This is a genomic window from Nocardia sp. NPDC004654, from assembly GCF_040609595.1.
In the GTDB taxonomy this organism is placed as follows: Bacteria; Actinomycetota; Actinomycetes; order Mycobacteriales; family Mycobacteriaceae; genus Nocardia.
Genome location: NZ_JBEXKI010000001.1, coordinates 23,366 through 48,166 on the forward strand (window position 1 = coordinate 23,366; position 24,801 = coordinate 48,166).

Genomic DNA, 24,801 nt, shown 5'->3' on the forward strand with positions numbered 1-24,801 from the left:
GAGTGCACGGTGGAGTTCGATACTGTGCTCGTCGCGAATCGCGGCGAGATCGCGGGCCGGGTGCTGCGCACCGCGAAGGCGCTTGGCCTGAAGACCGTCGCCGTCTACTCCGACGCCGACGCCGCCGCGCCGCATGTGGCGGCCGCCGACGCCGCGGTCCGGCTCGGCCCGGCGCAGGCCGCCGAGTCGTATCTGCGCGCCGACCTGGTGATCGAGGCGGCGCTCGCGACCGGTGCGGGCGCGATCCACCCGGGATACGGATTCCTTTCGGAGAATGCGGATTTCGCCGCCGCGGTAGCCGATGCTGGCATCGCGTTCGTCGGCCCGACGCCGGAGCAGCTGCGGATCTTCGGCGACAAGCACACCGCGCGCGAGGCCGCGAAACGCGTCGGCGTGCCGTTGATTCCCGGTAGCGGCCTGCTGGATTCGGCCGATCACGCGGTGGCCGAGGCCGAGCGGATCGGTTTTCCGGTCATGCTCAAGGCAGTCGGCGGCGGTGGCGGTATCGGTATGCAGAGCTGTCTCACCGCGGAGGAACTCCGCGCGGCATACCTGCGCGTCCAGCGCCTCGCCGCGACGAACTTCTCCTCGACAGGCGTCTTTCTGGAGCGTTTCGTCGCCCGCGCGAGGCACGTCGAGGTGCAACTCTTCGGCGACGGGCACGGCAGAGTGGTCAGCCTCGGCACCAGGGACTGCTCCCTGCAACGCCGCAATCAGAAGGTGATCGAGGAAGCGCCCGCACCCGGCCTCAGCGCGGAGCTGACCGACCAATTGCTCTCCGCATCGAGAGCATTGGCCGAGTCGGTCGGCTACCGCTCGGCGGGCACGGTGGAATTCGTCTACGACGCCGAACGCGGCGAAGCCTCGTTCCTGGAGATGAACACCAGGCTCCAGGTGGAACACCCGGTGACCGAGGCGATCACCGGCGTCGACCTGGTCGAATGGATGCTGCGGCTCGCGGGCGGTGATGCCACGATGCTCGACGGTCTGCCGGAAGCCGGTCCGGCACAGTCGGGTTGGGCCGTCGAGGCCCGCGTCTACGCCGAGGATCCCGGTCAGGACTACCGGCCGAGCGCCGGACTGATCACGGCGGCCGAATTCCCCGCCGACGTGCGCGTCGACACTTGGGTGGACACCGGCACCGAGGTGAGCCCGTACTACGACCCCCTGCTGGCCAAGGTGATCGCCGCCGGTCCCACTCGCGACGCGGCCTTCACCGAACTGGCCGACGCCCTCGCCGAGACCCGAATCCACGGTGTCCAGACGAATATCGCCCAATTGCACGCCGCGGCAACGGGTTCGCTCGTCCGCTCGGCGTCCCACGTCACGGGCACGCTCGCCGACATCCAACCCATCGCACCACGCATCGACGTGCTGCGCGGCGGCACCATGACCACCATCCAGGATCACCCCGGCCGCCTCGGTTTGTGGGAGGTCGGAATCCCGCCGTCCGGCCCGATGGACGACCTCTCGTTCGCCCTGGCCAACGCCGCCGTCGGCAACCCGCCGGGCGTGCCAGCCCTGGAGTGCACGCTGCAAGGCCCGAGACTGCGCTTCGCCACCACCACCGTGGTCTGCGTAACCGGCGCGGACGCACCGATCACCGTCGACGACGAGGCCGCACCGATGTGGGAACCGATCACGCTCCCCGCCGGTTCGGTGCTGGACATCGGCGCACCGAACGACGCGGGCCTACGCACCTATCTCGCCGTGCGCGGCGGCCTCGACGCCCCGCTCTACCACGGCAGCGCGTCCACGTTCACCCTCGGCGGATTCGGCGGCACCACGGGCAAAGCCGTTGCGACGGGGGAGGTTCTGCACATCGTCGCCGACCGCGCGGGACTCACCGAACCGGCTCCCGCTCCGACCCGCCCCGAGTTCACCCACGAGTGGCAGCTGGCCGTCGGCATCGGCCCGCAGACCGCCCCCGCCTACTTCACCGACGCGGACATGGAGCAGTTCGCGGCGCACCCGTGGCGGGTCGGCAGCCACGCCAATCGCACCGGCATCCGCCTCGAGGGCCCCAAGCCGAGCTGGTCGCGGGCCGACGGCGGCGATGCCGGCCTGCACCCGTCGAACCTGCACGACAACCCCTACAGCGTCGGCGCGCTCAACGTCTCGGGCGACACCCCTATCCTGCTGGGCCCGGACGGACCGAGCCTCGGCGGTTTCGCCTGCCCGATCACCGTGATCTCGGCGCACCGGTGGAAACTCGGCCAGCTCCGTCCCGGCGACACGGTCCGGTTCGTGCCGGTCGACGACGCCGAGGCCACCGCGCTGCGCCGTTCCGACAACCGGCGCGCGACGGCGACGGTCGCCGCCACCAGCGACGCACTCGGCGATCGCGGCGTCCTCGGCTCGGCAGCCGGGGACGACGAGCGACCGCCGGTGGCGTATCTGCGCGGCGGCGACGACAACATCCTCGTCGAATACGGCGAGATGGTGCTGGATCTCGGTCTGCGCATGCGGGTGCACGCACTCGCCGAGGCGTTGGCCGCGGCCGGTCTGCCCGGCATCGTGGACGTGACCCCGGGCGTCCGTTCGCTGCACATCCACTTCGACCCCGACGTGCTTGCTCAGCACCGGTTGCTGGGCACGCTGGTCGAGCTGGAATCGGAGCTGCCCGCCACGCACGATCTCGCGGTGCCGAGCCGCACCATCCGGCTGCCGCTCTCCTTCGACGACCCCTCCATCGCCGAAGCGATCGACCGCTACCGCAGCGGCGTCCGCGACACCGCGCCGTGGCTTCCGTCGAACGTCGAATTCATCAGGCGCATCAACGGTCTCGACAGCGTCGAGCAAGTGCGCGACACCGTGTTCGACGCCGAGTACCTGGTGCTCGGCCTCGGCGACGTGTATCTGGGTGCGCCGCTCGCGGTTCCGCTCGATCCGCGACACCGCCTGGTGACCACCAAGTACAACCCGGCGCGCACCTGGACCCCCTCCGACGCGGTCGGCATCGGCGGCAAGTACCTGTGCGTGTACGGCATGGCATCCCCCGGCGGCTACCAGCTGATCGGCCGGACCGTGCCGATCTGGTCCAGCTATCGGCAGTCCGCGCCCTTCGAGCCGGGGACCCCGTGGCTGTTCCGGTTCTTCGACCGCATCGTCTGGGAGCCGGTGAGTCCCGAGGAGCTGCTCGAGCATCGCGCGGCGGCGGCCGCGGGCCGGTTCGACGCCGAGGTGAGCGAAGGAACCTTCGCGCTTGCCGATCATCTGCGATTGCTCGCCGAGAACGCGGAATCCATCGCGGAATTCGAGGCCAAGCAGACGGCAGCGTTCGAAGCCGAGAAGCGGGCGTGGCACGCGGCGGGCGAGTTCGAGCGTACGACAACGGAACCGGAGGAGCCCGAATCCGTGACGGACCCGTTGGCCGGGCTGCCCGCCGACGCGGCCATCGTGACAGCGCCGATGATCGGCAATGTGTGGCGGGTCGAGGTCGAGGAAGGGCAGCGGCTCGACGCAGGCGCGCCGGTCGCCATCCTGGAAGCCATGAAGCTGGAGCTGCCCGTGCACAGCCCGGGCGCTGGCACGGTGCTCAGGGTGCTGACCGCGCCCGGCGCCAAGGTGGCCCCGGGTACCCCGCTAGCAGTGATCGGAGTGGACGAATGACCGCAGGCGTCGTTGGCATCCAGCAGGATTCGCCCACCGCGCGGGTCGCGGCCGCGTATCGGCGCATCGCCGAGGTGGACCGCCCCGAAGTGTGGATCACGCTGCGCCCCGAGCACGAGACCGCCGCCGACGCCGCCGAAGTGGAATGTCGGCTGGCGGCAGGCGAGACATTATCGCTGGCCGGGCAGCTCGTGGCGGTCAAGGACAACATCGACGTGGCGGGACTGCCCACCACCGCAGCCTGTCCCGAATTCGCTTATGCCGCAACGCTTACCGCGGTATCCGTAGCCCGACTCCAAGCGGCCGGCGCCATCGTGCTCGGCAAGACGAACCTGGACCAGTTCGCCACCGGCCTGGTCGGCACCAGGAGCCCGTACGGCGCGGTGCGGCATGCCGAGCATCCCGAGCTGATCTCCGGCGGCTCGTCCTCGGGTTCGGCGGTCGCGGTCGCGCTCGGCCTCGTCGACATCGGCGTCGGCACCGACACGGCCGGGTCGGGCCGGGTGCCCGCCGCGCTGCACGGCATCGTCGGCATCAAGGCCACCCTGGGAATCATCCCGGCGCACGGCGTAGTCCCGGCCTGCGCGGACTACGACGCCGTCACGGTGTTCGCCGCGGATCTCGACCGGGCGGTCGCCGCGGCGGCCGTGATGGCGGGTCCCGAAGCGGACGATCCGCGCAGCCGCGACTGGCCCGCGGATGTGCGGCTCGCCGCGCCGCAGACCCCGCGTGTCGCGGTGCCGCGAGCCGCCGACCTTGCCGCCCTGAGCGACGAATACCGCGACGCCTTCGCCAGAACCGTTGCCGCCGTGGCTGGTTCCGGCATCGAGACGGTCGAACTGGACATCTCGCCGCTGCTCGAGGCGGCGCTGCTGCTGTACGACGGCGCGATCGTCGCGGAACGCTATGCCGCCGTGGGGCAATTCCTGGCGACCGGTCCGGCGGGCGCGGATCCCACGGTGGCGGCCATCATCGGCGCGGCCGAGTCCACCACCGGCCCCGCTTTCGCCGCCGATCTCGACGCGCTGACGCGCACGCGAGCGAGAGCCGCGCTACTGCTTCGCGACTGCGACGCACTGCTGCTCCCGACCACCACCGAACACCCGAGTATCGCTGCGGTGCAGGCGGATCCGATCGGCATCAACCGCCGCTTGGGGACCTACACCAACTTCTGCAACCTGCTGGACATGGCGGCCGTCGCCGTTCCCGGCCAACCGACCGCCGCGGGCACTCCCTTCGGGGTGATGGTGGTGACGCCGGCCTTCGGCGATCAGGTCGCGATCGACATCGCCGCCCGCCTCGGCGGACTCGCGCACGCACCGCTGCTGGTCGAGGGCGGGGTGCAGCTCGCCGTGTTCGGCGCGCACCTGCGCGGGCAACCGCTGCACTGGCAGCTCGAGCGGATCGGCGCCCGGTTCGCCGGAGAGATCCACACCACCGATGCCTATCGGCTGACCGCACTCGACACCGTCCCCGCCAAGCCGGGACTGGTCCGGCACGGCGCGGGCCTCGGCGCGCCGATCCTCGGCGAGTTGTTCACCGTCTCGCGCGCCGGGCTCGGCGGCTTCCTGGCGGAACTGCCCCCGCCCATGGCGTTGACCAGCATCGAACTCGCCGACGGACGGTCCGTGGTCGGTTTCGCGTGCACCTACGACGCGGCACTGACCGCCACCGACATCACCGAGTTCGGCGGCTGGAAGGCGTATCTGAACGCCGCGAACTGATCGCGCGCTCCTCCCGATGGCCCGGCAGCAGACCCGCTGCCGGGCCATCGGCGTCTTCGCTTTCGGGCGTTCAGACATTTGTACTAGACAAATGTGCAACTTCTCTGTTAGACATTTGTCTAAGACATTCGAACCAGGAGCGCCGACATGAGCATCACCCCCACCACCAACTCCCTCCGCGTGCTGATCAGCGGCGGCGGCATCGGCGGCAATGCCGTTGCGCTGCAACTGCTCCGCGCGGGCATTCGCGCCACCGTCGTCGAGCGGGCGGACGCGCCGCGCCCCGGCGGGCAGGCGGTCGACCTGCGCGGACCGAGCCGCGAGGTCGCCGAGCGAATGGGACTGCTGCCGGGCATTCAGGCCCGCCAGCTGGATGAACGCGGCATGCTCTACCTCGACCACACGGGCCGCGAGGAACTGCGCGTGCCCGCCGAGTTGTTCGACGGCAAGGGCGGTGTCGCCGAAATCGAGATCACCAGGGGCGATCTCAATCAGGTCCTGCTCGACGCGCTGGCGGAGGCGGGCGGTGTCGACTACCGCTACGGCGAGTGGATCACCGAGATCGTGCAGGACGCGGCGGGAGTCGACGTCACCTTCGCCTCGGGCGCCGTCGAGCGCTTCGACATCCTGATCGGCGCCGACGGATTGCATTCCGCGACAAGGCGGTTGGTGTTCGGGCCGGAGCAGGACTTCGCGACCTACCTGGGCGGGTACATGTCGTTCTTCACCATGCCGACGCCGGAAAACACCGAGCCGCACTGGTTCTCGATGCATTCACTGGTCGGCGCGACCGGCATCGGACTGCGACCGGACGCCGACCCCGCGACCTGCAAGGCGATCGTCATACTGCGCGGCGCCGCCGATCCGGCGCTGCGCCGAGATGGTGCGGCGCAACAGCGACTGATCAGGGAGCGACTCGCGGGCGGCGGTTGGCATTCGGCCGCCATCTGCGCCGCGATGGCCGAGGCCGAGGACTTCTACTTCGACGAACTGGCCCGCATCGACATGCCGAGCTGGATCCGCGGCCGCGTCGCCCTGCTCGGTGACGCCGGCTACTGCGGCTCACCGCTGACCGGGCAGGGCACCGCCATGGCGCTGGTGGGCGCGTACGTGCTCGCCGGTGAAATCGCCTCGCGCGCAGACGATCCGGAGCGCGCACTGGTCCGCTACGAGGAGGTGCTGCGCCCCTTCGTCGCCAAGGCACAGGAGCTGCCGCCCGGTGGTCTGCGTGCGATGACTCCGAAGACCCGGCTCGGCATCCGCGCGGGGCGCGCGGTGGCGCGGTTGATGACCGCCAAGGTGATGAAGCCGCTGATGATGCGGATGCTCACCGCCACCGAGTCCTACGATCTGCCCGATTACGCTGCGCAGCCGGACGCAGTCCGTCCGTAGCGGCCCATGGCCGAAGCGAAGGCGGAGGTACGCACGAACGACGCAGTCCGTCGATCGCCCGCGCACGGCCGGAGCGAAGGTGGAGGTAGGCCTAGCGGACCGGCACACCGAGTTCCGCGAGCAGACCCTCGACCCGCTGCCCCACGTCGTCCCGGATGGGCCGCACCTCCTCGAGCTCCAATCCGGCCGGGTCCTCGATGATCCATTCCACGTAGCGCGGGCCCGGCACCAGCGGGCAGGTGTCCCCACAGCCCATCGTCACGATGACGTCGGCGGCGCGAACGATCTCCTCGGTCCACGGTTTCGGATACTCCCCCGAGATGTCGATGCCGACCTCGGCCATCGCGGCGACAGCGGCCGGATTGAGCCGGGAACTCGGCTCCGAGCCGCCCGACCAAGCCACCGCGCGGCCGCGAGCGAGATGGGTGAAGAAGCCGAGGGCGATCTGGGAACGGCCCGCGTTGTGGGTGCACAAGAACAAGACGGTCGGACGGGCTTGCGCCACTTTGCCTTCCAGCTTCGCCCTGGCTTCCAGTTGCTGGCGGGCGAACTTCTCCGCGAGGGTCGGCAGGTACAGCGTCACCGTGGCCCGCGCGCTGAACGCCTCGTACGACGAAAACAAGTAGCCCACAACGGTTTCGGGCTCGAAGATGGTGACGAACTCGTCGAGCAGCCGCTTTTCGGCGGCGCTCAACTGCATCTCGTGATCGAGGGCCAGCAGGCGATAGGCAGGCCCGGTCGGGGTGACCGATCGTTCCATCCATCCAGACTGACAGCCGCGCGTTCGACGCCGCAAACGAACTTACCGTGAACGCGATTCACCGAAGTGACAACGATGGGGCGGGCCGGTTACCCCTCGTGAACCGGCCCGCCCATACCTTCGGGTGGGACTCCAGGCCTGCGACCGGACGGTTACCTTCGGCAGGGGGCGATCCTCCTTCGCCCACCAGCTCCAGGAAGAGCCGTCGATGGCGCCGCCGGAGGAGATCCGGCCGGGTCGGTCACCCCTCGTGGACCGACCCGGCCGGGTTGTATCCGGGGCCCGACCTGTCCACCCCTCGTTGGACAGGTCGCGCCCGGTTCCCCACCCCCGGTGGTGGCGTGTTCCCCCCTTCCCCCTGGTTACTGGCAGTACTCGAACGTGCCGAGTTCGGTACGGCCGTCCTTGATCAGGTATCCGGTGGCGGCGAGGTCGGCGCTGGCGACCGGGTTCTCCCCGTCCGGCGCCAGCCACTCGATCTGCTGCACCACCTGGTAGGCGTTCGGGTCGTTGCGCAGCACCTTGACCTTGGTGTCGTCCATCTCGGCGGGCTTGGTGTCGGTGGCCTTGCCCTTCTCCCACTCCCCCGCGCTGGCCAGCGTGTGCTGGGCGGTGTCGTAGACGACGGTGCGGTACCGGATCTGCTGGTGCTCGCCGGGACGGTAGCCGGGCTGCGCGTAGACGATCGGGGCGGCGATCTCGATCTCGATCCGGTCGTCCTTGTGCGTGCAGGTCGCCTGACCGGTGAGCGCGACGCCGGGGACGCCGGTGTCGGCCGAGGCGGCGCCCGCGCCGAACACGAGCGCGGCGCTGGTGGCGGAGAGAGCGAGGGCGGTGGTCAGCTTGCCGATCATCGTCTGTGCGTCCTTCGTGAGGTCCGGGGTTCCGGTCGAACCGGTGTTGACACAAACAATGCGGCCCGCGTCTTGCCGCGCACTTAAGAACACCTTGTATGGGAGAAATGCCTGGTAGATCCGGATTTGCTAACACTTCCCCGCCGCGCGAGCGATGATGGAATCGTTGCGATCGATGATTGGAGCGACGATGGAAACCGTGGTGGTCTGGATCCTTGCCGCAGTGCTGTACTGGTGGGGTCTCCTGTAGTGAAACGCAACCTGGCCGTCTACCCGGCCAGGTCTACCTCGGAGTCGATCCGCCGCCCGTCGGCGAACCGGAGCCCCGCTCCGGGCACACCGCTCGCGGCGCCCGATGCCCAGAACGCTCGCGCCCTCGGGCCGGACCTCCGTTCGGCACGACGGTTCGGGCTCACGGCCCCAGATACAGGCGTTCGCACGGCAGGCGCGGTAGGCCGGCGGTATCCGCCAGCCGCACCGTGACCGCGTCCACGTAATGCCGGGCCTGGTGTTCCTGCACGAACAACAACGCGGCCGTGAGACACGCGGCGAACTGGAAGTGCGCACCGTGCAGAAACACGCTCAGCACGACGTCCGGTTCGCTCGGCAGCGGAGAACCGTTGCTACTCAAGGTTTTTCGCCACCCGACGCTGTCCAGCTGCCCACGCTCACGCCATCCGGAACGGCCCAACGCCCGGCCTGTCCCGCGCACGCCGGATCGCATCGACCACGACCAGCCCGGACGGCCGGAACCGCGAGCGCGGAAGCTCGACCCAGCACCGGAACATCGCGCACTCGTCGGCCGGTGAGGGCAATGCGATCGTTCCGCCGGTACGCACCACGGACACGTCCAGCCGGAACATCTCCGCGAACAGGCGTACGTCGTCGGGCAGATCGGGCCGGATCAGGAACGACCAGCGCTTCGAACGCGGATGCGACAGCACCGGACCCACCCCGTTCCCGCGTTGGCGCATCTGGGTTTTCACCGCCTGCCCCAAGCGCGCGGGCACGATCAACGCCCCCACGTACGACGCGGTGACGACGATGCGCCCGAGCGCGGGCGGGTCGAGCACGGCGGGCAGATCGCACACCCGCCGGTAGTACATGCAGCGGGACGCGGGCGTGTCCCCGAAAGCCGTCTGGTCCATGCGTTTAGACCTCTGCTCACGTCGAAGAGTTGGGGTGCGCCCGGCCCGAGCGATTTCACATCCCCGGCTCGGGACGAAGGCCGTGCAGTCGGCCCCCTTCCGGACGCGCACCTATGACACTCGATCGCCGACTGAGCGGTACTCCGAATCGGGTACTCCGAAGCAGGTTTTCCAAAAGCCCTGGTTCATCTCCGTCGCAGGTGAGAGCCTTTACCCGAAACGGGTGGGACTGTTCACCCGCAACGGGCGAACCGCTAAGGGAGGGCTTTCGGTGACCGAGAAGACTGGGTCGACTTTGCCCCGGCGTCAGCTGGGGCGGTACCTGACGGAGTGGCGCACGCGGGCCGGTTTGACACAGGCGAAAGCGGCGGGACTGCTCGAAATGGGGGCGACGAGCCTTCAGCGGTTGGAGAAGGGGCAGAACTCACGAATCAAGACGCGTGACATTCGAGCCGCTTGTGAGTTGTACGGAACACCGGACGACCTCACGGAAGCTCTTGTGGGGCTTGCCCAGCAAGCAGCCGCGAAGAACTGGTGGCACCAGTACGGCGACCTGATCCCAAAGGACTTCGATGTCTACGTGGGCCTGGAAGCCGCTGCTACCAAACTGATCTCCTACCAACCGGATCTCGTGCCCGGGCTGCTTCAGACAGCCGACTACGACCGTGCGTTGGTCAGCCAGATTTGGCCCGATGACACGGCGGCGGAGTGGGATCGACGCGTCCAGATCAAGATGCAACGTCAGCACATCGTCAATCGCCGCACCCAGCCGGTAACGCTCGACGTGGTGGTAGGCGAGGCAGCGTTGCGGCGGGTTGCCGGTGGTCGCGGCGTGATGGCCACCCAGCTCCGCCACTTGGCGGACATGTCGACCCGAGAGAACATCGAGCTGCGGGTATTGCCCTTCGAGGCGGGCTTCCCCAGCGGAGTTTCCATGCCTCCGTTCGTAATTCTCGACTTCGGGACGGCAGTGACGGATGCTGCCACCGAGCCCGCCGTCGTGTTCCTCGAAGGGGTCGTAGGGAACCTGTATGTGGAAAAGGCTGAGGATGTAGCCAGCTTCATCCGGTCGTACGATCGGATCAGTGACGCGGCCCTCGATGCCGTGAGCAGTAGGAACCTCCTGCGGAACATAGCAAGGGAGCACGATCGTGAACGTTGACCTGTCCAGGGCGCGCTGGTTCAAGAGCAGCCACAGCCAAGGGGGCGGGGAATGCGTCGAGGTCGCGTTCGTCGATGACGCGGTTGGTGTGCGCGATAGCAAGAACCCGACTGGCCCGGCACTGGTTTTCACTCCCGGCGAGTGGGATGCCTTCACCGCGGGCGTGCGGGAGGGTGAATTCGAGCGCCCCTGACAGTCGGGCATCGGCGCGGTGTTGCAAAACTGCACTGCGAGAACGCGAAAGGTGCGCACCGTACGGGTGCGCACCTTTCTGCGGTTCTGCTGAGCCGACTTTCGTCGGTGGCGTGGCTGCTCGGCGTTGTTCCGCGGTTCTGCCGTCGCTCAGCGTGATTCGGCGAGAACCTCGGCGGACTCGTCCGAGTCCAGGACATCCGCGTCGGTGTCCGGCTTGCGTTCGCGCAGCAGGATCAGGGACAGGGCGGCGGCGCAGAGGACCGAGCAGGCGGCGACGATGAAGGTGGTCGACATGCCGGAGGTGAAGGCGTCTCGGGCGGCGGCGGCCAGGCCGGTGTCGCCGGTGGCGGTGCTGATGGCCAACGCGTCGGAGATGGACTCGCGGCCGGATTCCGGTGCGTCGGCGGGCATCGCGTCGGAGTAGGTGGTCGACAGCACCGCGCCGAGCACCGCGACGCCGAGAGCCGCGCCTGCCTGCTGGATGGTGTCGTTGAGCGCGGAGCCGACGCCCGCGTGCTCGCCGGGCACCGCGCCCATCAGCGCGCCGATCGTGGCGGGCATCGCCAGACCGAAGCCGCTGCCCATGACGGCCATCGCGAGCGCGGGCAGCCAGAAGCTCGAGGTGGGCTCCAGCAGGGTGAGCAGTCCGAAGCCCGCGGCGGTCACGGTGAGGCCGACGGCGGTGATGCTGCGGTTGCCGACCTTGCTCGCCAAGGTGGCACCGAGTCCGTTGAACGCCAGCACGGCCACGGCCATCGGGGTGAACGCGAAGGCGGTCTCGGTCGGCGTGTAGTCGAGCACGAATTGCAAGTACTGGGTGAGCGCGAGCAGCAGGCCGCCGTTGGCGAAGGTGAGCAGCACCAGCGAGAAGCTCGATCCGGTGAAGTCCCGGTTGCCGAACAGCCCGAGCGGCACCATCGGCGAATCGGTGGTCAGTTCGCGAATCACGAAGCCCGCCAAGCAGATCACAGCGACGGCACCCGCGGTAAGGGTGCCGCTGTCGGTGAAGCCGTGCGTCGGAACCATGATGATCGTCCAGACCAGCGCGGTCATGCCGACGATGGACAGCACCATGCCCGGCAGATCCGGCTTGCGCCACGGGCCCTTCGACTCCGGCATCAGCACCATCGCGGCCACGATCGCCAGCACCACGACCGGCACGTTCAGCACGAACACCGAACCCCACCAGAAGTGATCGAGCAGCAGCCCGCCGGTCACCGGTCCGCCGACCATGCCGACCACCGCGACCGCGCTCCACGCCGCGATCGCCTTGGGCCGCTCGTCCTCGTCGAAGACGGTGATCAGGATCGACAGAGTGCTCGGCATGATGAGCGCGCCGCCGATGCCCATCACCACCCGGCCCGCGATCAGCAGTTCGGGCGTCGTCGCGAAGGCCGCGAGGACCGAGGCCGCGCCGAACAATGCGAGGCCGATGATCATCACCAGCCTGCGGCCGAACTTGTCGGACAGGCTGCCCGAGGTGAGCAGCAGCCCGGCGAACACCAGGATGTAGGAGTCGATGATCCACTGGATGTCCTGGGCGCTCGCGCCGAGGTCGGTGGCGATCTGCGGGATGGCCACGTTCAACACCATGTTGTCGATGACCAGCACCAGGGTGCTCAGGCACAACACGATCAGGATCAGCCAGCGCCGCGGGTCGCGGCTGGTCGCGGTCGCCTCCGCGAGGTCGGTCGTTTTCATCGGAAGCCCTTTCGAATAGCCGTTCCGTACGGCGTGCGTTCTTCCGAACACTGTACGGTCACCGAACAGTGTTCGCAAGAACTGAACGGCGTCCATACACGCGAACGCCGTGCGAGCACGGGATAGGCTGACCGGACGACCGAGGAGGAACGCAGGTGGAAGCCGACGACGGGGACATCCAGTCCGTATGGACACGACCGCAGCGGCGCAAGCGCGAGCAGCCCGCGCTGACCCGCGCGCAGATAGTCGACGCGGCGATCGAGCTGCTGGCCAGCGAGGGCACCGAGGCGCTGAGCATGCGCAAGCTCGGCGCGAAACTGAACGCGGGGGCCACCTCGCTCTACACACACGTCGCCAACAAGGACGAGATCGTCGAGCTGGCCGCCGACAAGGTCATCGGCGAGCTGACCGTTCCCGATCCGGCGCACCCCGGCGGCTGGCGCGCGGCCATGCGGGAGTTCGCGACGGAATTGCGTGGGCTGATCCTGCGCCAGCCGTGGCTGGCGACGGTCTTCGGCGAGATCGGCACCCTGTACCTAGGGCCGAACATGATGCGCTCCAACGAGGGCATGCTCACGGTGCTCGAGTCCGCCGGGTTCGACGAGGAGCAAGCCGACGACGCGATGGACGTGCTGTTCGGCTACGTCATCGGGGTCACCGCCGCGGAAGCCGCTTCACTGGCGGTGATTCGGCGCAGCGGGCTCGACACCGCGGACTGGCTGGAGAAGATGCTGGCGGCGGGCGAGGCCGCGTCCCGGCCCTACCCGAGGATGCACAAACGCTACGCGTCTCGGCTGGACGCCGCCGAGGTGCGGATGCCCGCCGATACTTTCGTCAAGCAGATCGAGATGATTCTCGACGGCCTGGATCCCGCGCTCCGCGAACGAGCGTGATCGGCCCGAGAATCGCTGCGGTAGAACGAGAAAGGTGCGCACCGGTAGCCGGCGCGCACCTTTGCCGCTTGCGAGTCAGCCCTGCGCGGGCGGCGGGGTGGAGCCGTTGCCGTTCAGACCGGCGCGCACGCCCTCCTCGACGCGCTTGCCGAGATCCGCGTCGACGTTCCTCCAGTACTCGAACACCCGGGAAAGCACGGGCTCGCGGACACCGCCGAGAACGTGACCAACGATGTTGTCCACCAATCGATCACGCTGCTCGTCGTTGTACACCTCGCGGACGAGGGTGCCCGCCTGGGTGAAATCGCCGTCCTCCGCGTGCTGGACGTATCCGGCGCGCACGATGGCCGGATCGAAGTCCCAGATACCGGCGTCTCCCGCCCGTTCCGGATCGGCGTGCGGGCCGCCGAACGAATTCGGCGCGTACACCGGCACACTCGCGTCGTCGTAGTCGTAGCGCATGGCGCCCTCCTTGGAGTAGGAGTTCACCTCCGCCGCGCGCGCCCGGTTCGGCGGCAGCTGCGCGTAGTTGGTTCCGATGCGGTAGCGGTGCGCGTCCGCGTAGGCGAACACCCGGCCGAGCAGCATCTTGTCCGGCGAGAAGCCGATGCCGGGAACGACATTCGACGGCTCGAACGCGGCCTGCTCGATGTCGACGAAGTAGTTGCCCGGGTTCCGGTTCAACGTCCACTTGCCGACCTCGATCAGCGGGTAGTCCTTGTGCGACCACACCTTGGTCAGGTCGAACGGGTTGAAGCGGTAGCCCTCGGCCTCGGCCACCGGCATGACCTGCACGTACACGGTCCAGCTCGGGAATTCGCCGCGCTCGATCGCCTCCCACAGATCCTTGCGGTGGTAATCGGCGTCCGCGCCCGCGAGCCGGTCGGCCTCGGCCTGGGTCAGGAATTCGATGCCCTGATCGGTCTTGAAGTGGTACTTCACCCAGAAGCGTTCACCGGCGGCGTTGATCCACTGGTAGGTGTGCGAACCGTAGCCGTTCATGTGCCGGTAGGTCTTCGGGATGCCGCGGTCACCCATCAGCCAGGTGACCTGGTGCCCGGTCTCCGGACGCAGGGTCCAGAAGTCCCACTGCATATTGTGATCGCGAAGTCCGTTGCCCGGCAAACGCTTCTGCGAGCGGATGAAGTCCGGGAACTTTATCGGGTCCTTGATGAAGAAGATCGGGGTGTTGTTGCCGACGAGGTCGTAGTTGCCGTCCTCGGTGTAGAACTTCACCGCGAAACCGCGCGGGTCGCGCCAGGTGTCGGGACTGCCCTGCTCGCCCGCGACGGTGGAGAACCGGGCCAGCGACTCGGTGCGCGCGCCGGGCTGGAACAGCTTGGCCTTGGTGTAGGCGCTGACGTCGTTGGTGACGACCAGCTCGCCGTAGGCGCCCGAGCCCTTGGCGTGCACGATCCGCTCCGGCACCCGTTCCCTGTTGAACTGGGCGAGCTTCTCGATCAGGTAGTGGTCGTGCAGCAGGATCGGTCCCTGCGCGCCGGCGGTGAGCGATTCGTTGTCGCTCTCCACCGGGATTCCGGTGTTCGTGGTTGTCGGCTTGGTCATTCGAAGCCTCCTTCGCAGATGAGCATCGTCCCGGGGGATGGGCGGGCCCGGGCTGACATGGTGGGCGGAGCTCAGTCCGCCGCGTCGGGCTGCCGCTCCCGCGAGCCGCAGGTCGGGCACAAGCCCCAGAACACGACCTCGGCCTCGTCGACGACGAAACCGTGATCGTTCAGCGGTCGCAGGCACGGGGCACTGCCAACGGCGCAGTCGACGTCGACGACGGTGCCGCAGCTCCGGCACACCAGGTGATGGTGGTTGTCGCCGATCCGGGTCTCGTACCGCGCGGGCGAGCCCGCCGGTTCGATCCGCCGCAGGATTCCGGCGCGCACACAGGCGTTCAGCACGTCGTAGACGGCCTGTGTGGACACCGAGCCCAGGGCCTCCCGGACCGTGGCAGCCACCCGGTCGGCGTCCGAATGCGGCCGGGCCGCGACCGCGTCCAGCACCGCGACCCGCGGGGCGGTTACCCGCAGGCCTGCCGCTCGCAGCAAGGCGCGAGGGTCGGTGTGGTTGGTGTGCATGAACCCATCATGGACGCTTTTCTGGAATGAGTCAAGAAAATGATCTGTTCCAATTTTATCGAAGGATCAGCGCCGCTCCGCGCGGTGCCGGGCGAGGAGTTCGGTGAGGTCCACCGATACGTCGGAGCACTCGACCGGGTCGAGGACCGCACCGTGGCCGATCAGCTCGCGGGCGGCACGGATGTCCGAGGGACGGGCGATGGCGACCGCGCCGACCAGGCGGCGATGGCGCAGCGCGAGGACGGTGAAGTTCGGCTCGGCGAGCGTGCCGCGCAGCACGAAGTCGTCGTCGTGCCGCAGACGTCCGGCGAACTGAAGGTTCAGACCGTACTGGGTGGACCAGCCCCACGAGACATCTTGGCGGACAGCGGGTTTGCCGAGCATTGCTCTCGCGGCGGCCGCGCCCTGCGCCAGCGCGCTGTTCCAGTGTTCGGTGCGTTCGTGAGCACCGAGTTCTGGGTCGAAGCGCCTGGCCGCGTCACCCGCGGCGTAGATTCCCGGCGCGGAGGTGCGGTAGTGCTCGTCGACGAGGATGCCGTCGTCGACCGACAGCCCCGCCACCTCCGCGAGAGCCGTGTCGGGGACCGAGCCGATGGCGACGAGCGCCACACCCGCCGTCCACTCGCGGCCGTCGTGCGCTGTCGCCGTCACGCCGCTCTCGTGACCCTCGACGCGGGTCAGCCGCACGTCGTCCAGGATCGCGACGCCGTTGTCCGCGTGCAGTTTTCGATAGAACGAGCCCACCGAGGGCGGGGCGACGCGGTCGAGCGGGGCCGAACCGGCGTGCACCACGGTCACCTCGGCGCCGAGCGAACGCGCCGTCGCCGCGACCTCGCAGCCGATCAGACCGCCGCCGACGATCAACAGCGATCTACCCGCGTCGATCGCCGCGCGCAGCGGTTCGATGTCGGCGGCGCCGCGCAAGGTGTGCACGTTGCGCTGCGGTGCGGGCAGGGTGCGGGCGCGGGCGCCGGTCGCCAGCAGCAAGCGGTCGTAGCCGAGCGTTTCGCCGCCGGACAATGCCACCCGTCCGTGCTCGGTGTCGATGGTTTCGACCGTGACGCCGGTGCGCAGCTCGATGTCCTTGTCCCGCCAGGATTCCGGCGACTCGAGCAACATCCTCCGCTCGACCGCGGTGCCCGCGAGCAGTTCCTTCGAGACCATGGGACGCCGGTACGGCAGGCCGTCCTCGGCGCCGACCAGGACGATGCGACCCGAAAACCCTTCGGCGCGCAGGGTCTTGGCCGCCGTTGCTCCGGCGACGCCCGCGCCGACGATCACGATCTGTTCGGTCATGCGCGACTGACCTCGACCATCTCGAAATCCGCTTTGGCCGCGCCGCAGTCGGGGCAGGACCAGTCGTCGGGAATGTCGTCCCAGCGGGTACCGGGCTCGATGCCGTCTTCGGGCCAGCCGAGCGCCTCGTCGTATTCGAAGCCGCACTGGACGCACTGGAAGAGTTTGTAATCGGTGTTCATCGCAAGTCTCCGGTTGTGAGGGACAGGTTTTCGAAGTCGGGCTTTTCCCGGACGCCGCAGTCGGGGCAGCACCAGTCCTCCGGCACCGCGGACCACGACGTTCCCGGCGGAAAGCCCTCGCGGGGCGCGCCCGCGCTCTCGTCGTAGGCGTACTCGCAGATCGGGCAGCGGTAGACGGCCATCACCGCACCCCGTACTTCGCCAGCACGCGGTCGCGCTTGCTCGGCTGGATGTTCACCCGGGTGATGTCGCCGCCGTAGTGCGCGAGCACCCGGTCGTCCATCACCTTGCGCCACAGCGGCGGCAGATAGGCCAGGGTGATCATGCTGGCGTAGCCGCTCGGCAGGTTCGGGGCGCCGTCCATGCTGCGCAGGGTCTGGTAGCGCCGGGTCGGGTTGGCGTGGTGGTCGCTGTGGCGCTGGAGGTGGTACAGGAAGATGTTGGTGACGATGTGGTCGGAGTTCCAGCTGTGCTCCGGGGTGCAGCGCTCGTAGCGACCGCCCGGCGTCCGCCGCCGCAGCAGGCCGTAGTGCTCCAGGTAGTTCACGGTCTCCAGCAGCGAGAAGCCGTAGACGGCCTGAATGATCAGGAACGGCAGCACGATCGGGCCGAACACCGCGACCAGCGCGCCCCACAGCACCGCCGACATCAGCCAGGCGTTGAGCACGTCGTTGTGAATCGTCCACGGGCTCTTGCCCATTCGCGCCAGGCGCGTCTTCTCCAACTCCCAAGACGAGCGCAGGCTGCCCCACACGCTGCGCGGCAGGAAGGCCCAGAACGTCTCGCCGAAACGGGCGCTGGCCGGGTCCTCGGGGGTCGCGACGCGCACGTGATGGCCGCGGTTGTGCTCGATGTAGAAGTGGCCGTACCAGGTCTGGGCCAGGGTGATCTTGGACAGCCAGCGCTCGAGCTCGTCCTTCTTGTGGCCCAGTTCGTGCGCGGTGTTGATGCCGACGCCGCCCATCGTGCCGATGCTCAGCGCGAGGCCGATCTTGGAGATCAGGCCGAGTCCACCGTCGATGCCGAGCCAGGACAGGTCGGTCGCCGTCCACAGGTAGCAGGCGAATACCAGGCTCAGCAGTTGCAGCGGGATGTAGGCGTAGGTGCAGTACCGGTAGTACTTGTCGTTCTCCAGCTGCTCCATCACCTCGTCGGGCGGGTTCTGCCCGTCGGGACCGAAGAAGCGGTCCAGGAGCGGCAGCAGCACATAGACGAGCAGCGGGCCGATCCACCACCACACCGGCGCCACCGGCTGCAACCCGAATTGGTTGAACATCCAGACCAGCCAGGCCGCGAGAAACACGGCGGTGGGCGCGACCAGGCCGAACAGCCACAGATATCGCTTGCGATCCTGCCATTCCAGCGCCGGTGCCTGCGCTTCCGATCGCGATGTCGTCATTCTTCGTCTCCTCGTAGAACTCGCGCTTGCCCGGAAAGCCGGAGTCGGCGCGGGCGAACTTGTGTGGTGTGGAGCATTTTACATATAGCGCCTCTGTGTCCAATTGGAATACACTTTGCCGTCAAGTGTCAATAGCACGGACAAATAAGGGTGCTGTGTACGATGGACTGCGTGCCCGAAGCGCCGAGATTTCAGTCCCAGATGCGGTTACTGCTGCGCGAACGGGTCATCGAGACCGCGCGCGAGCTGGTCTGCACCGAGGGGTGGGGCGCGGTGAACATGTCGCGGGTGGCCAAGGAGGTCGGCGTCAGCCGCCCGGTGCTCTACAAGGAGATCGGCACCAAGCAGGACCTCGCCGACCTCGTCCTCCAGCAGGAGCTGGAGACCTTCCTGGTCGGTATCGCCGACAGCCTCGCCGAGCACCCGACGGACGTGACCGCGGGGCTGACCGCCGCGGTCGACTTCACGCTGCGCACCGGTTCCGACAACGCACTGCTGAAGGCGGTGCTTTCCGGGCGTTCCACCGCCAACACCGAGCTGCTGCCGACGCTGATGACCGACCCCGAGCCGATTCTCGGCCGGGCGCTCGACGCGGTCGGCGCGGCAGTGCGGGCGCGATACGACCTGGCCGACCTGTCCGAGGACGAACTCACGACGCGCACGGAGATCGTCATCCGGCTCACCCTCAGCCACCTCTTCCAGCCGCTGGGCCCGGTCGAGCGCGCGGTCGCCCAGGTCGCCGCGGTGCTCAGGGCGTTGTTCGCGCCGGTCGGAGCTCCGGCTTCCTGACCAAGCGCGATCCGTCGGCTCAGGGCACGCGGGGCGGGACCGTCCTCGGCGGCGGCTGAACAGGCGGTCGTGGCGGCGTGAGACCGGGCCGGGGGAAGCCCGATGGCCACGGATGCAGGGTCGGCGGGAAGCCCGACGGCCACGGTCGCGGGGTAGGCGGAAAGTAAGGCGTGGGAATGTGTCCCGGGAAACGGTCTGTCGGCACCTGATGCGTCGGCGACCGGCGCGCGGGTTCCGTCTCGGGGTTGGAGCCCGCCGCGGCGAAGATCAGCCGCAGCACCAGGAAGGCGCCGAACACCAGCGACACCCAGATCCGCCAGTTCGAACGCGGCGTCTCCGGCAGGTACCGCACCTCGGGCGGCGCGGGCATGTACGGGGACGCAGACTCCGGCCGAACCAGCGATTCGACCTGTTCGTCCACCGCAGCGAGGGTGGCGCGCACGAAATCGGCGCGGCTCGGATCCCACTGGGCGACAAGGCGCAGACCCCGCTCCCCTGCTTCCCGATCGCCGCGGTCCAGGTCGAGCAGCGCGAGTTCCTGGGTGGCGTCGACGTGCTCGGGTTGCAGCCGAAGCGCTTCGCGCAGCGCCGCTTCCGCGTCGGCGGAGGAGCCGCCGCGCCGCAGGATGGAACCGCGGACGCGGTGCAGGTCGGCGTGGTCGGGGTCGATCTGGATCGCGCGGTCGATGGTCGCCAGCGCCGCGGCCGGGTCCGTCACCGACTGGACCCCCGCGAGCAGGCGCAGGTTCTCGACGTACTCCGGGTCGAGTTCCGCGCTGCGGGTGGCCGCGGCGAGCGCGCGATCGTAGTGCCGCTGCCGTTCCGCCGGGTCGTGCTCGGTCAGGTGCGCCAGTTCCTGTTCGGCCAGCGCCAGCACCCGCAGCGCGGACTGGTAGTCGGGGAACGCGGCCAGCGCGGCGGCGCTGTAGCCGATGGACTTCTCGTACTCGCCGGTGCGGAACCAGGCGTAGCCCATCAACATCAGCGCGTCGGCGTTGTCGGGTTCGCCCGCCAGCACCGCGCCGAGCTTCGCCTGCGCCGCCTCGATCCGGCCGAGGTCGATGAGCACCTTGGCCCGCGCGACCTCCTCGTGGGCGAAACCAGTCATGCCGCAGGGCTTTTCAGCGCATCTTCATCCGCTTCATGTACATCGCGAGCTCGTCGTAGCTGCCGTCGCCGTTGGCGAATTCCACCACGTTGCGCGCCGATTCGAACCACGCGCCCGCACTCGGCTTGATCTGGGCCATCGCGGCCTCCAGGTCGGCCATGCCGATCGGGCGGACGGCGCCAGTGCGGATCGATTCCGCCATCGCCAGCTGGGTGGCCGAGGTGCACACGTGCGCGAGGTCGGCGCCGGAGAACCCTTCGGTGCGCGCGGCGATCGCGCCGAGATCGATGCCCGCCACCGGACGCTCGCGCAGGTGGTAGTGCAGAATCGCCTTGCGCGCGGCGGGATCCGGCAGCGCGACCAGGATCATCCGGTCGAAGCGGCCCGGCCTGCGCAGCGCGACGTCGATGTCCCACGGGTGGTTGGTCGCGCCGAGGATGTAGACGCCCTCGTTGTCGACGGTGGCCGAATCCATCTCGTTCAGCAGCTGATTCACCACGGTGCGCATGGCCGAGTTGCCCGACATCTGGCTGCGCTTGTGGCCGAGCGCGTCCACCTCGTCCAGGAAGAGCACGCACGGCGCGTTGCGCCGCGCCACCTCGAAGACGCTGTGCAGGTTCCGTTCGCTGGAACCGGTGTAGATGTCGAGGATGTCGGCGATCTCGATCGGATAGAAGTTCGCGCCGAGCTCGCCCGCCACCGCCGAGGCGATGAAAGTCTTGCCGCAGCCGGGCGGGCCGTACAGCAGCAGGCCGCCGCGCGCGGACGTGCCGAATGTCTTGGCCAGCTCCGGGTTTCGCAGCGGGCCGAGCAGGGTGAGGTCGAGCTGGCGCTTGACCTCGTCCATGCCGCCGACGTCGGCGAGCGTCACCCGGCTGCGGGAGAACAACCCGGCGTCGGTGGACGCGGCGTATTCCGCTGGCCCCGGATCGATGAAGGCTGGGGCGATGATGTCGGAAACCTGGTCCTCGGCGGCGTCCCAGTCGTAGTCCGCGACCGATTCGGGGTTCGACGGCGCGGCGGGTTCGACGTCCGGCACTTGCCCATCGCGTGACGAGTCGGCGAGCGCATTCGGAACTCCATCGGGCGCAGCGGCATTGAAACCAGCCGACGCTGCCGTGCTCGACGCCGTGACATCGGAACCAGGCGCGCTGGGTGCGTGCGGCGTGGCAGCCGCGCCACCCGCGAGCGCCGCGGTGCACTGTTGCATCAGCTCCACGGCCCGTGCGTTGCCTGGCTCCTGGGTCAGCGCGGCGCCGCACTGCGCGAGCGCCTCGGCGTGGCGGCCGCGCTCGGCGAGCAGTTCGATGACCCGCAATCGCAGCGCGAGCACATCGGGGCTTCGGTCCAGCGCGGCAAGCATTTCGACCAGCACCGGATCATCGGTCACGGCGGTTCCCCCGTTCGAGCACATGAATACCCCGCTGATCCTAATCGGTCACCGCCCGGAAACCTCGCGTCCTCCGGTCGCGTCCCGCCGCGCACCGAGCGTGACGCACAACACATTTGGGCACTGGAATAGTTGCCGTCGGGCGCCGGTTGTAGCTCACCGTCGGCGTCCGGACAGCCCCGGGCCGCACCCTTCGTCGCTTCGAGCGACCACTCGCCGAGAGGCGCTTGTGGGACGTCGACACCCGAGTCGGGATGCTGGCGTGGCGTCCCGCTACTCGCCGCGGCGCCGCCAGGTTACCCCCCGACCTGGCGGCGTTTCGCATATCGGCGCTGCCCGGCACAGTCCATCGATGAACCGCTCGCCGCCGCGAAGTCGGTGAGACGCGTTCACCGAAATGGTCCAAGATGCTGCCATGACCTCAGGCGACGCGGCACTGCACCGACGGCTGGGATTGGCCGACTCGGTGCTGATCGGTCTCGGCGCGATGATCGGCGCCGGGATCTTCGCCGCGCTCGCACCCGCCGCGGCGGCCGCGGGCTCCTGGCTGCTGCTCGCGCTGGCCATCGCCGCGTTGCTCGCGTACTGCAACGCGACGTCCTCGGCGCGGCTCGCGGCGCGCTACCCGGTATCCGGCGGCACGTACGTCTACGGCCGGGAACGGCTCGGCCCGTTCTGGGGATACCTGGCCGGGTGGGCATTCGTTGCGGGCAAGACGGCCTCGTGCGCCGCGATGGCGCTCACCGTCGGCCACTATGCGTGGCCCGAGCAGGCCAAGGCGGTCGCCGTCGCGGCGGTGCTCGCCATCACCGCGATCAACTACACCGGCGTGCAGAAGTCCGCGCTGGCCACCCGCGTCATCGTCGCGATCGTGCTCGCGGTGCTCGCGATAGTGGCGGTGATCGGACTGGCGGGCACGCACACCGCCGCCACGGCGCTGCCGGACCGGATCGGTCCGCGCGGCGTGCTGGAGGCGGCCGGGCTGCTCTTCTTCGCGTTCGCCGGTTACGCCCGAATCGCCACCCTCGGCGAGGAGGTGCGCGAGCCGCGCCGCACCATTCCGCGCGCCATCGTGATCGCGCTGGTCATCGCGCTCGCGGTCTACGCCGTTGTCGCGGCCGCCGCACTCGCGGTGCTCGGCTCGTCCGGCTTGGCGGACGCGACCGACCCCTTGGCGCGAGTGGTTTCGGAAGCGGGCGCCCCCGCGCTGGCGCCGGTGGTGCGGATCGGCGCGGTGGTCGCGGCGGCGGGCTCACTGCTCGCGCTGATTCTCGGCGTCTCGCGCACGACGCTCGCCATGGCGCGCGACCGCCATCTTCCGCACGCCCTCGCCGCGGTGCATCCCCGCTTCGGGGTGCCACACCGGGCCGAGCTGGTCGTCGGCGCGGTGGTCGCCGTTGTCGCGGCGGGCTTCGATCTGCGTGCGGCCATTGGGTTCTCGTCGTTCACCGTGCTGGTCTACTACCTCGTCGCCAATGTCTCGGCGGGGACGCTGACCGCGGCGGAGGACCGCCCCGCGCGGTGGATTCCGGTGGTGGGAGCGCTCGGCTGCGTGGTCGTCGCGGCCGCGCTGCCGACGGCGTCGGTGCTCGTCGGACTCGCCGTCTTGGCACTCGGCGCGGCGCTCTACGCGGTGCCGCGCCGGGCACGCTGAGCCGCCGCGATTTTCGTGCCGCGCGCCGCCGCCTGTTGGCCCGTATGCGAAGGTCCGGCGCGCTAGCCTCTTGCCCATGGGGCGTTTCTGTGGATTCCTCGCCGGAATCGCGGCGGTTTCGCTGGTCGCGGGATGCCTTGCGGGCGCGACGGCCCAGGCGGCTCCGGCCGCTACCACGAAACAGGTTCGCTGCGAGGTCAGCTCCGGTCGGGAGCCGCAACGCGCGACTCCGGAGCAAGCCGGGTTCGACGCCGAACTGCTCGACGCCGCATTGGAGTTCGCCAGTGGCCGAAACCGCTTCAACATCCAGGTCTTTCGACACAACTGCCTGGTCGGCGAAGGGCTGAAGAACGCGAAGTCCGACAACGTGGCGTGGAACGTCTGGAGTGTGACCAAGAGTGTGGTCTCGCTGCTCGCGGGCATCGCGTGGGATCGTGGCCTGCTCGACCTGAACGCCCCGGTCGACAGGTACCTGCCCCCGGGGCTCGGCGATCCCGCGCACCGCGCCATCCGGGTCGAGGACCTGCTCACCGAGACGTCGGGCATGACGGTGGGCGTGCTCACCGAGGGCATCACCGGAGTCGTCCCCATCGATCCACACAGCGCGGTGCAGGCGCTCGCTGTGCCGCTGGACAATCCGCCGGGCACCGTCTTCAGCTACAGCCAGCGCAACGTAGACCTGCTGACGTTCGTCATCGAACTGGCCATCGGCGAGCCGTTCCAGCAGTTCGCGCAGCGCGAGCTGTTCGACCCGCTCGGCATCCTCCGCACCGATTACTACTGGGCCAAGGACCGCGCCGGAAACACCTACGGCTACGCGCATCTGATGATCCCGCCGAACGACCTCGCCAAGCTGGGCCTGCTGGTGAGCAACGAAGGACGTTGGGGCGCAGCACAACTCGTGTCCGAGGAGTATCTCCGGATGGCGCTTACGCCGTCGCAGCCGAACCCGTGCTACGGCTACCTCTTCTGGCTCGGCCCCGACTGCGCGGAATCGCCAGCGTTCATGCCGCCCGACATGTACATGATGGCCGGGCTGGGTTTGCAGAACGTTTTCGTGCTGCCCTCGCTCGATTTGATGGTGATGTGGACCGGCGTCTTCGGCAACGTCAGCAGCAAGGGCGTTTCCGGCGTCTTGCAGAACACCGACGAACTGCCGTACGAGTTCTTTCGCATGCTCTTCGCCGCCATGCCCGAGAATCCCGTCCCCGATCCCGGGCCGTACGTCGAGCCGCCGATCCGCCTGGATCCGCGCCGCCTCGTCGACGCCGACCTGCTGCTCGCGGTCTTCGGCATCGGCCCGGCCGCGTATCCGGGCTGCAATGTCTTCTCCTGCTTGAACTACCAGCTCGCGCCTCCGTTCGCGGATATCCCCCCCGGGTGCTTCATCGTCGTCTGCCTCGGGCACGATCCCCGCACTCCCGGCATCCGCTGACCGACCACAGACCGTCCGTA

Annotated in this window: 22 protein-coding genes; 9 read left to right on the plus strand and 13 right to left on the minus strand. The window is 68.8% G+C overall.

All coding sequences use genetic code 11. From position 1 onward, the window contains the following. Positions 1 to 9 precede the first annotated feature (9 nt). The 3 genes from uca to ABZV58_RS00140 all read left to right on the plus strand — a co-directional run bounded on the left by uca (position 10) and on the right by ABZV58_RS00140 (position 6,728). Positions 10 to 3,612, plus strand: a complete 3,603-nt coding sequence (uca, locus tag ABZV58_RS00130) for an urea carboxylase (protein WP_354997988.1) — start codon at positions 10 to 12, stop codon at positions 3,610 to 3,612. Then, positions 3,609 to 5,336 (plus strand): allophanate hydrolase, encoded by a 1,728-nt coding sequence (gene atzF / locus ABZV58_RS00135; protein ID WP_354997989.1) that lies wholly within the window; start codon positions 3,609 to 3,611, stop codon positions 5,334 to 5,336. The genes uca and atzF overlap by 4 nt, the downstream gene beginning before the upstream one ends. A gap of 147 nt (positions 5,337 to 5,483) precedes the next feature. Then, positions 5,484 to 6,728 (plus strand): FAD-dependent monooxygenase, encoded by a 1,245-nt coding sequence (locus tag ABZV58_RS00140; protein WP_354997990.1) that lies wholly within the window; start codon positions 5,484 to 5,486, stop codon positions 6,726 to 6,728. Positions 6,729 to 6,819: 91 nt separating this feature from the next. Here ABZV58_RS00140 and ABZV58_RS00145 read toward each other — a convergent pair whose 3' ends face one another. From ABZV58_RS00145 to ABZV58_RS00160, 4 genes are all read right to left on the minus strand, one after another. Continuing rightward, entirely contained in the window at positions 6,820 to 7,428 is a 609-nt protein-coding gene (locus ABZV58_RS00145) for an arsenate reductase ArsC (protein WP_354998977.1), read from the minus strand. A 422-nt stretch (positions 7,429 to 7,850) separates the two neighbouring features. Further along, a complete protein-coding gene (locus ABZV58_RS00150) occupies positions 7,851 to 8,342 on the minus strand; it encodes a hypothetical protein (protein WP_354997991.1) in 492 nt (163 codons plus the stop codon). 412 nt (positions 8,343 to 8,754) lie between these two features. Further along, a complete protein-coding gene (locus tag ABZV58_RS00155) occupies positions 8,755 to 8,973 on the minus strand; it encodes a hypothetical protein (protein ID WP_354997992.1) in 219 nt (72 codons plus the stop codon). A gap of 37 nt (positions 8,974 to 9,010) precedes the next feature. After that, complete coding sequence (locus ABZV58_RS00160) at positions 9,011 to 9,490, minus strand: DNA-directed RNA polymerase subunit beta (RefSeq protein WP_354997993.1); 480 nt, start codon at positions 9,488 to 9,490, stop codon at positions 9,011 to 9,013. Positions 9,491 to 9,761: 271 nt separating this feature from the next. Between ABZV58_RS00160 and ABZV58_RS00165 the strand changes: the two genes are divergently transcribed. Beyond that, positions 9,762 to 10,652 carry a helix-turn-helix transcriptional regulator gene (locus ABZV58_RS00165; RefSeq protein ID WP_354997994.1) on the plus strand — a complete coding sequence of 297 codons (891 nt, stop codon included), beginning with the start codon at positions 9,762 to 9,764 and terminating at the stop codon, positions 10,650 to 10,652. After that, on the plus strand, positions 10,642 to 10,845 hold the full coding sequence (locus tag ABZV58_RS00170) for a DUF397 domain-containing protein (protein WP_354997995.1): 204 nt from the start codon (positions 10,642 to 10,644) through the stop codon (positions 10,843 to 10,845). Before ABZV58_RS00165 ends, ABZV58_RS00170 begins: the two co-directional genes overlap by 11 nt. 149 nt (positions 10,846 to 10,994) lie before the next feature. On the opposite strand, the gene ABZV58_RS00175 is transcribed toward ABZV58_RS00170, so the two are convergent. Then, complete coding sequence (locus ABZV58_RS00175) at positions 10,995 to 12,548, minus strand: MFS transporter (protein ID WP_354997996.1); 1,554 nt, start codon at positions 12,546 to 12,548, stop codon at positions 10,995 to 10,997. A gap of 155 nt (positions 12,549 to 12,703) precedes the next feature. On the opposite strand from ABZV58_RS00175, the gene ABZV58_RS00180 reads away from it, so the two are divergent. After that, entirely contained in the window at positions 12,704 to 13,441 is a 738-nt protein-coding gene (locus tag ABZV58_RS00180; RefSeq protein ID WP_354997997.1) for a TetR/AcrR family transcriptional regulator, read from the plus strand. Between the two features lie 75 nt (positions 13,442 to 13,516). On the opposite strand, the gene ABZV58_RS00185 is transcribed toward ABZV58_RS00180, so the two are convergent. From ABZV58_RS00185 to ABZV58_RS00210, 6 genes are all read right to left on the minus strand, one after another. Then, on the minus strand, positions 13,517 to 15,007 hold the full coding sequence (locus ABZV58_RS00185) for a catalase (RefSeq protein WP_354997998.1): 1,491 nt from the start codon (positions 15,005 to 15,007) through the stop codon (positions 13,517 to 13,519). A gap of 71 nt (positions 15,008 to 15,078) precedes the next feature. Then, positions 15,079 to 15,528 carry a Fur family transcriptional regulator gene (locus ABZV58_RS00190; protein ID WP_354997999.1) on the minus strand — a complete coding sequence of 150 codons (450 nt, stop codon included), beginning with the start codon at positions 15,526 to 15,528 and terminating at the stop codon, positions 15,079 to 15,081. Positions 15,529 to 15,594: 66 nt separating this feature from the next. Next, complete coding sequence (locus tag ABZV58_RS00195) at positions 15,595 to 16,824, minus strand: FAD-dependent oxidoreductase (RefSeq protein ID WP_354998000.1); 1,230 nt, start codon at positions 16,822 to 16,824, stop codon at positions 15,595 to 15,597. Then, positions 16,821 to 17,006, minus strand: a complete 186-nt coding sequence (locus ABZV58_RS00200; RefSeq protein WP_097247683.1) for a rubredoxin — start codon at positions 17,004 to 17,006, stop codon at positions 16,821 to 16,823. Before ABZV58_RS00200 ends, ABZV58_RS00195 begins: the two co-directional genes overlap by 4 nt. Continuing rightward, entirely contained in the window at positions 17,003 to 17,188 is a 186-nt protein-coding gene (locus ABZV58_RS00205; protein ID WP_354998001.1) for a rubredoxin, read from the minus strand. Before ABZV58_RS00205 ends, ABZV58_RS00200 begins: the two co-directional genes overlap by 4 nt. Further along, complete coding sequence (locus ABZV58_RS00210; protein WP_354998002.1) at positions 17,188 to 18,405, minus strand: alkane 1-monooxygenase; 1,218 nt, start codon at positions 18,403 to 18,405, stop codon at positions 17,188 to 17,190. Before ABZV58_RS00210 ends, ABZV58_RS00205 begins: the two co-directional genes overlap by 1 nt. Before the next feature lie 171 nt (positions 18,406 to 18,576). Between ABZV58_RS00210 and ABZV58_RS00215 the strand changes: the two genes are divergently transcribed. Continuing rightward, positions 18,577 to 19,194, plus strand: coding sequence for a TetR family transcriptional regulator (locus ABZV58_RS00215; RefSeq protein WP_354998003.1), 618 nt, complete (start codon positions 18,577 to 18,579; stop codon positions 19,192 to 19,194). A 19-nt stretch (positions 19,195 to 19,213) separates the two neighbouring features. Here the strand turns inward: ABZV58_RS00215 and ABZV58_RS00220 are convergent, their stop codons facing one another. Together ABZV58_RS00220 and ABZV58_RS00225 are read right to left on the minus strand one after the other, a co-directional pair. Beyond that, complete coding sequence (locus tag ABZV58_RS00220) at positions 19,214 to 20,302, minus strand: tetratricopeptide repeat protein (RefSeq protein WP_354998004.1); 1,089 nt, start codon at positions 20,300 to 20,302, stop codon at positions 19,214 to 19,216. A 13-nt stretch (positions 20,303 to 20,315) separates the two neighbouring features. Then, the gene (locus ABZV58_RS00225) at positions 20,316 to 21,692 is read right to left on the minus strand and encodes an ATP-binding protein (RefSeq protein WP_354998005.1); all 1,377 of its coding nucleotides are present in this window, start codon (positions 21,690 to 21,692) and stop codon (positions 20,316 to 20,318) included. Between the two features lie 415 nt (positions 21,693 to 22,107). Between ABZV58_RS00225 and ABZV58_RS00230 the strand changes: the two genes are divergently transcribed. Together ABZV58_RS00230 and ABZV58_RS00235 are read left to right on the plus strand one after the other, a co-directional pair. Then, a complete protein-coding gene (locus ABZV58_RS00230) occupies positions 22,108 to 23,346 on the plus strand; it encodes an APC family permease (protein WP_354998006.1) in 1,239 nt (412 codons plus the stop codon). Between the two features lie 76 nt (positions 23,347 to 23,422). Further along, positions 23,423 to 24,781: a serine hydrolase gene (locus tag ABZV58_RS00235; RefSeq protein WP_354998007.1), complete on the plus strand. Its 1,359-nt coding sequence runs from the start codon at positions 23,423 to 23,425 to the stop codon at positions 24,779 to 24,781. Positions 24,782 to 24,801: the final 20 nt, after the last annotated feature.

Excerpts from the sequence above, each read along its gene's own strand:
- atzF (WP_354997989.1), top strand. The coding sequence starts at position 3,609 with ATGACCGCAGGCGTCGTTGGCATCCAGCAGGATTCGCCCACCGCGCGG.
- ABZV58_RS00140 (WP_354997990.1), top strand. The coding sequence starts at position 5,484 with ATGAGCATCACCCCCACCACCAACTCCCTCCGCGTGCTGATCAGCGGC.
- ABZV58_RS00145 (WP_354998977.1), bottom strand. The coding sequence starts at position 7,428 with ATGCAGTTGAGCGCCGCCGAAAAGCGGCTGCTCGACGAGTTCGTCACC.
- ABZV58_RS00150 (WP_354997991.1), bottom strand. The coding sequence starts at position 8,342 with ATGATCGGCAAGCTGACCACCGCCCTCGCTCTCTCCGCCACCAGCGCC.
- ABZV58_RS00160 (WP_354997993.1), bottom strand. The coding sequence starts at position 9,490 with ATGGACCAGACGGCTTTCGGGGACACGCCCGCGTCCCGCTGCATGTAC.
- ABZV58_RS00175 (WP_354997996.1), bottom strand. The coding sequence starts at position 12,548 with ATGAAAACGACCGACCTCGCGGAGGCGACCGCGACCAGCCGCGACCCG.
- ABZV58_RS00185 (WP_354997998.1), bottom strand. The coding sequence starts at position 15,007 with ATGACCAAGCCGACAACCACGAACACCGGAATCCCGGTGGAGAGCGAC.
- ABZV58_RS00190 (WP_354997999.1), bottom strand. The coding sequence starts at position 15,528 with ATGCACACCAACCACACCGACCCTCGCGCCTTGCTGCGAGCGGCAGGC.
- ABZV58_RS00195 (WP_354998000.1), bottom strand. The coding sequence starts at position 16,824 with ATGACCGAACAGATCGTGATCGTCGGCGCGGGCGTCGCCGGAGCAACG.
- ABZV58_RS00200 (WP_097247683.1), bottom strand. The coding sequence starts at position 17,006 with ATGAACACCGATTACAAACTCTTCCAGTGCGTCCAGTGCGGCTTCGAA.
- ABZV58_RS00205 (WP_354998001.1), bottom strand. The coding sequence starts at position 17,188 with ATGGCCGTCTACCGCTGCCCGATCTGCGAGTACGCCTACGACGAGAGC.
- ABZV58_RS00210 (WP_354998002.1), bottom strand. The coding sequence starts at position 18,405 with ATGACGACATCGCGATCGGAAGCGCAGGCACCGGCGCTGGAATGGCAG.
- ABZV58_RS00220 (WP_354998004.1), bottom strand. The coding sequence starts at position 20,302 with ATGACTGGTTTCGCCCACGAGGAGGTCGCGCGGGCCAAGGTGCTCATC.
- ABZV58_RS00230 (WP_354998006.1), top strand. The coding sequence starts at position 22,108 with ATGACCTCAGGCGACGCGGCACTGCACCGACGGCTGGGATTGGCCGAC.
- ABZV58_RS00235 (WP_354998007.1), top strand. The coding sequence starts at position 23,423 with ATGGGGCGTTTCTGTGGATTCCTCGCCGGAATCGCGGCGGTTTCGCTG.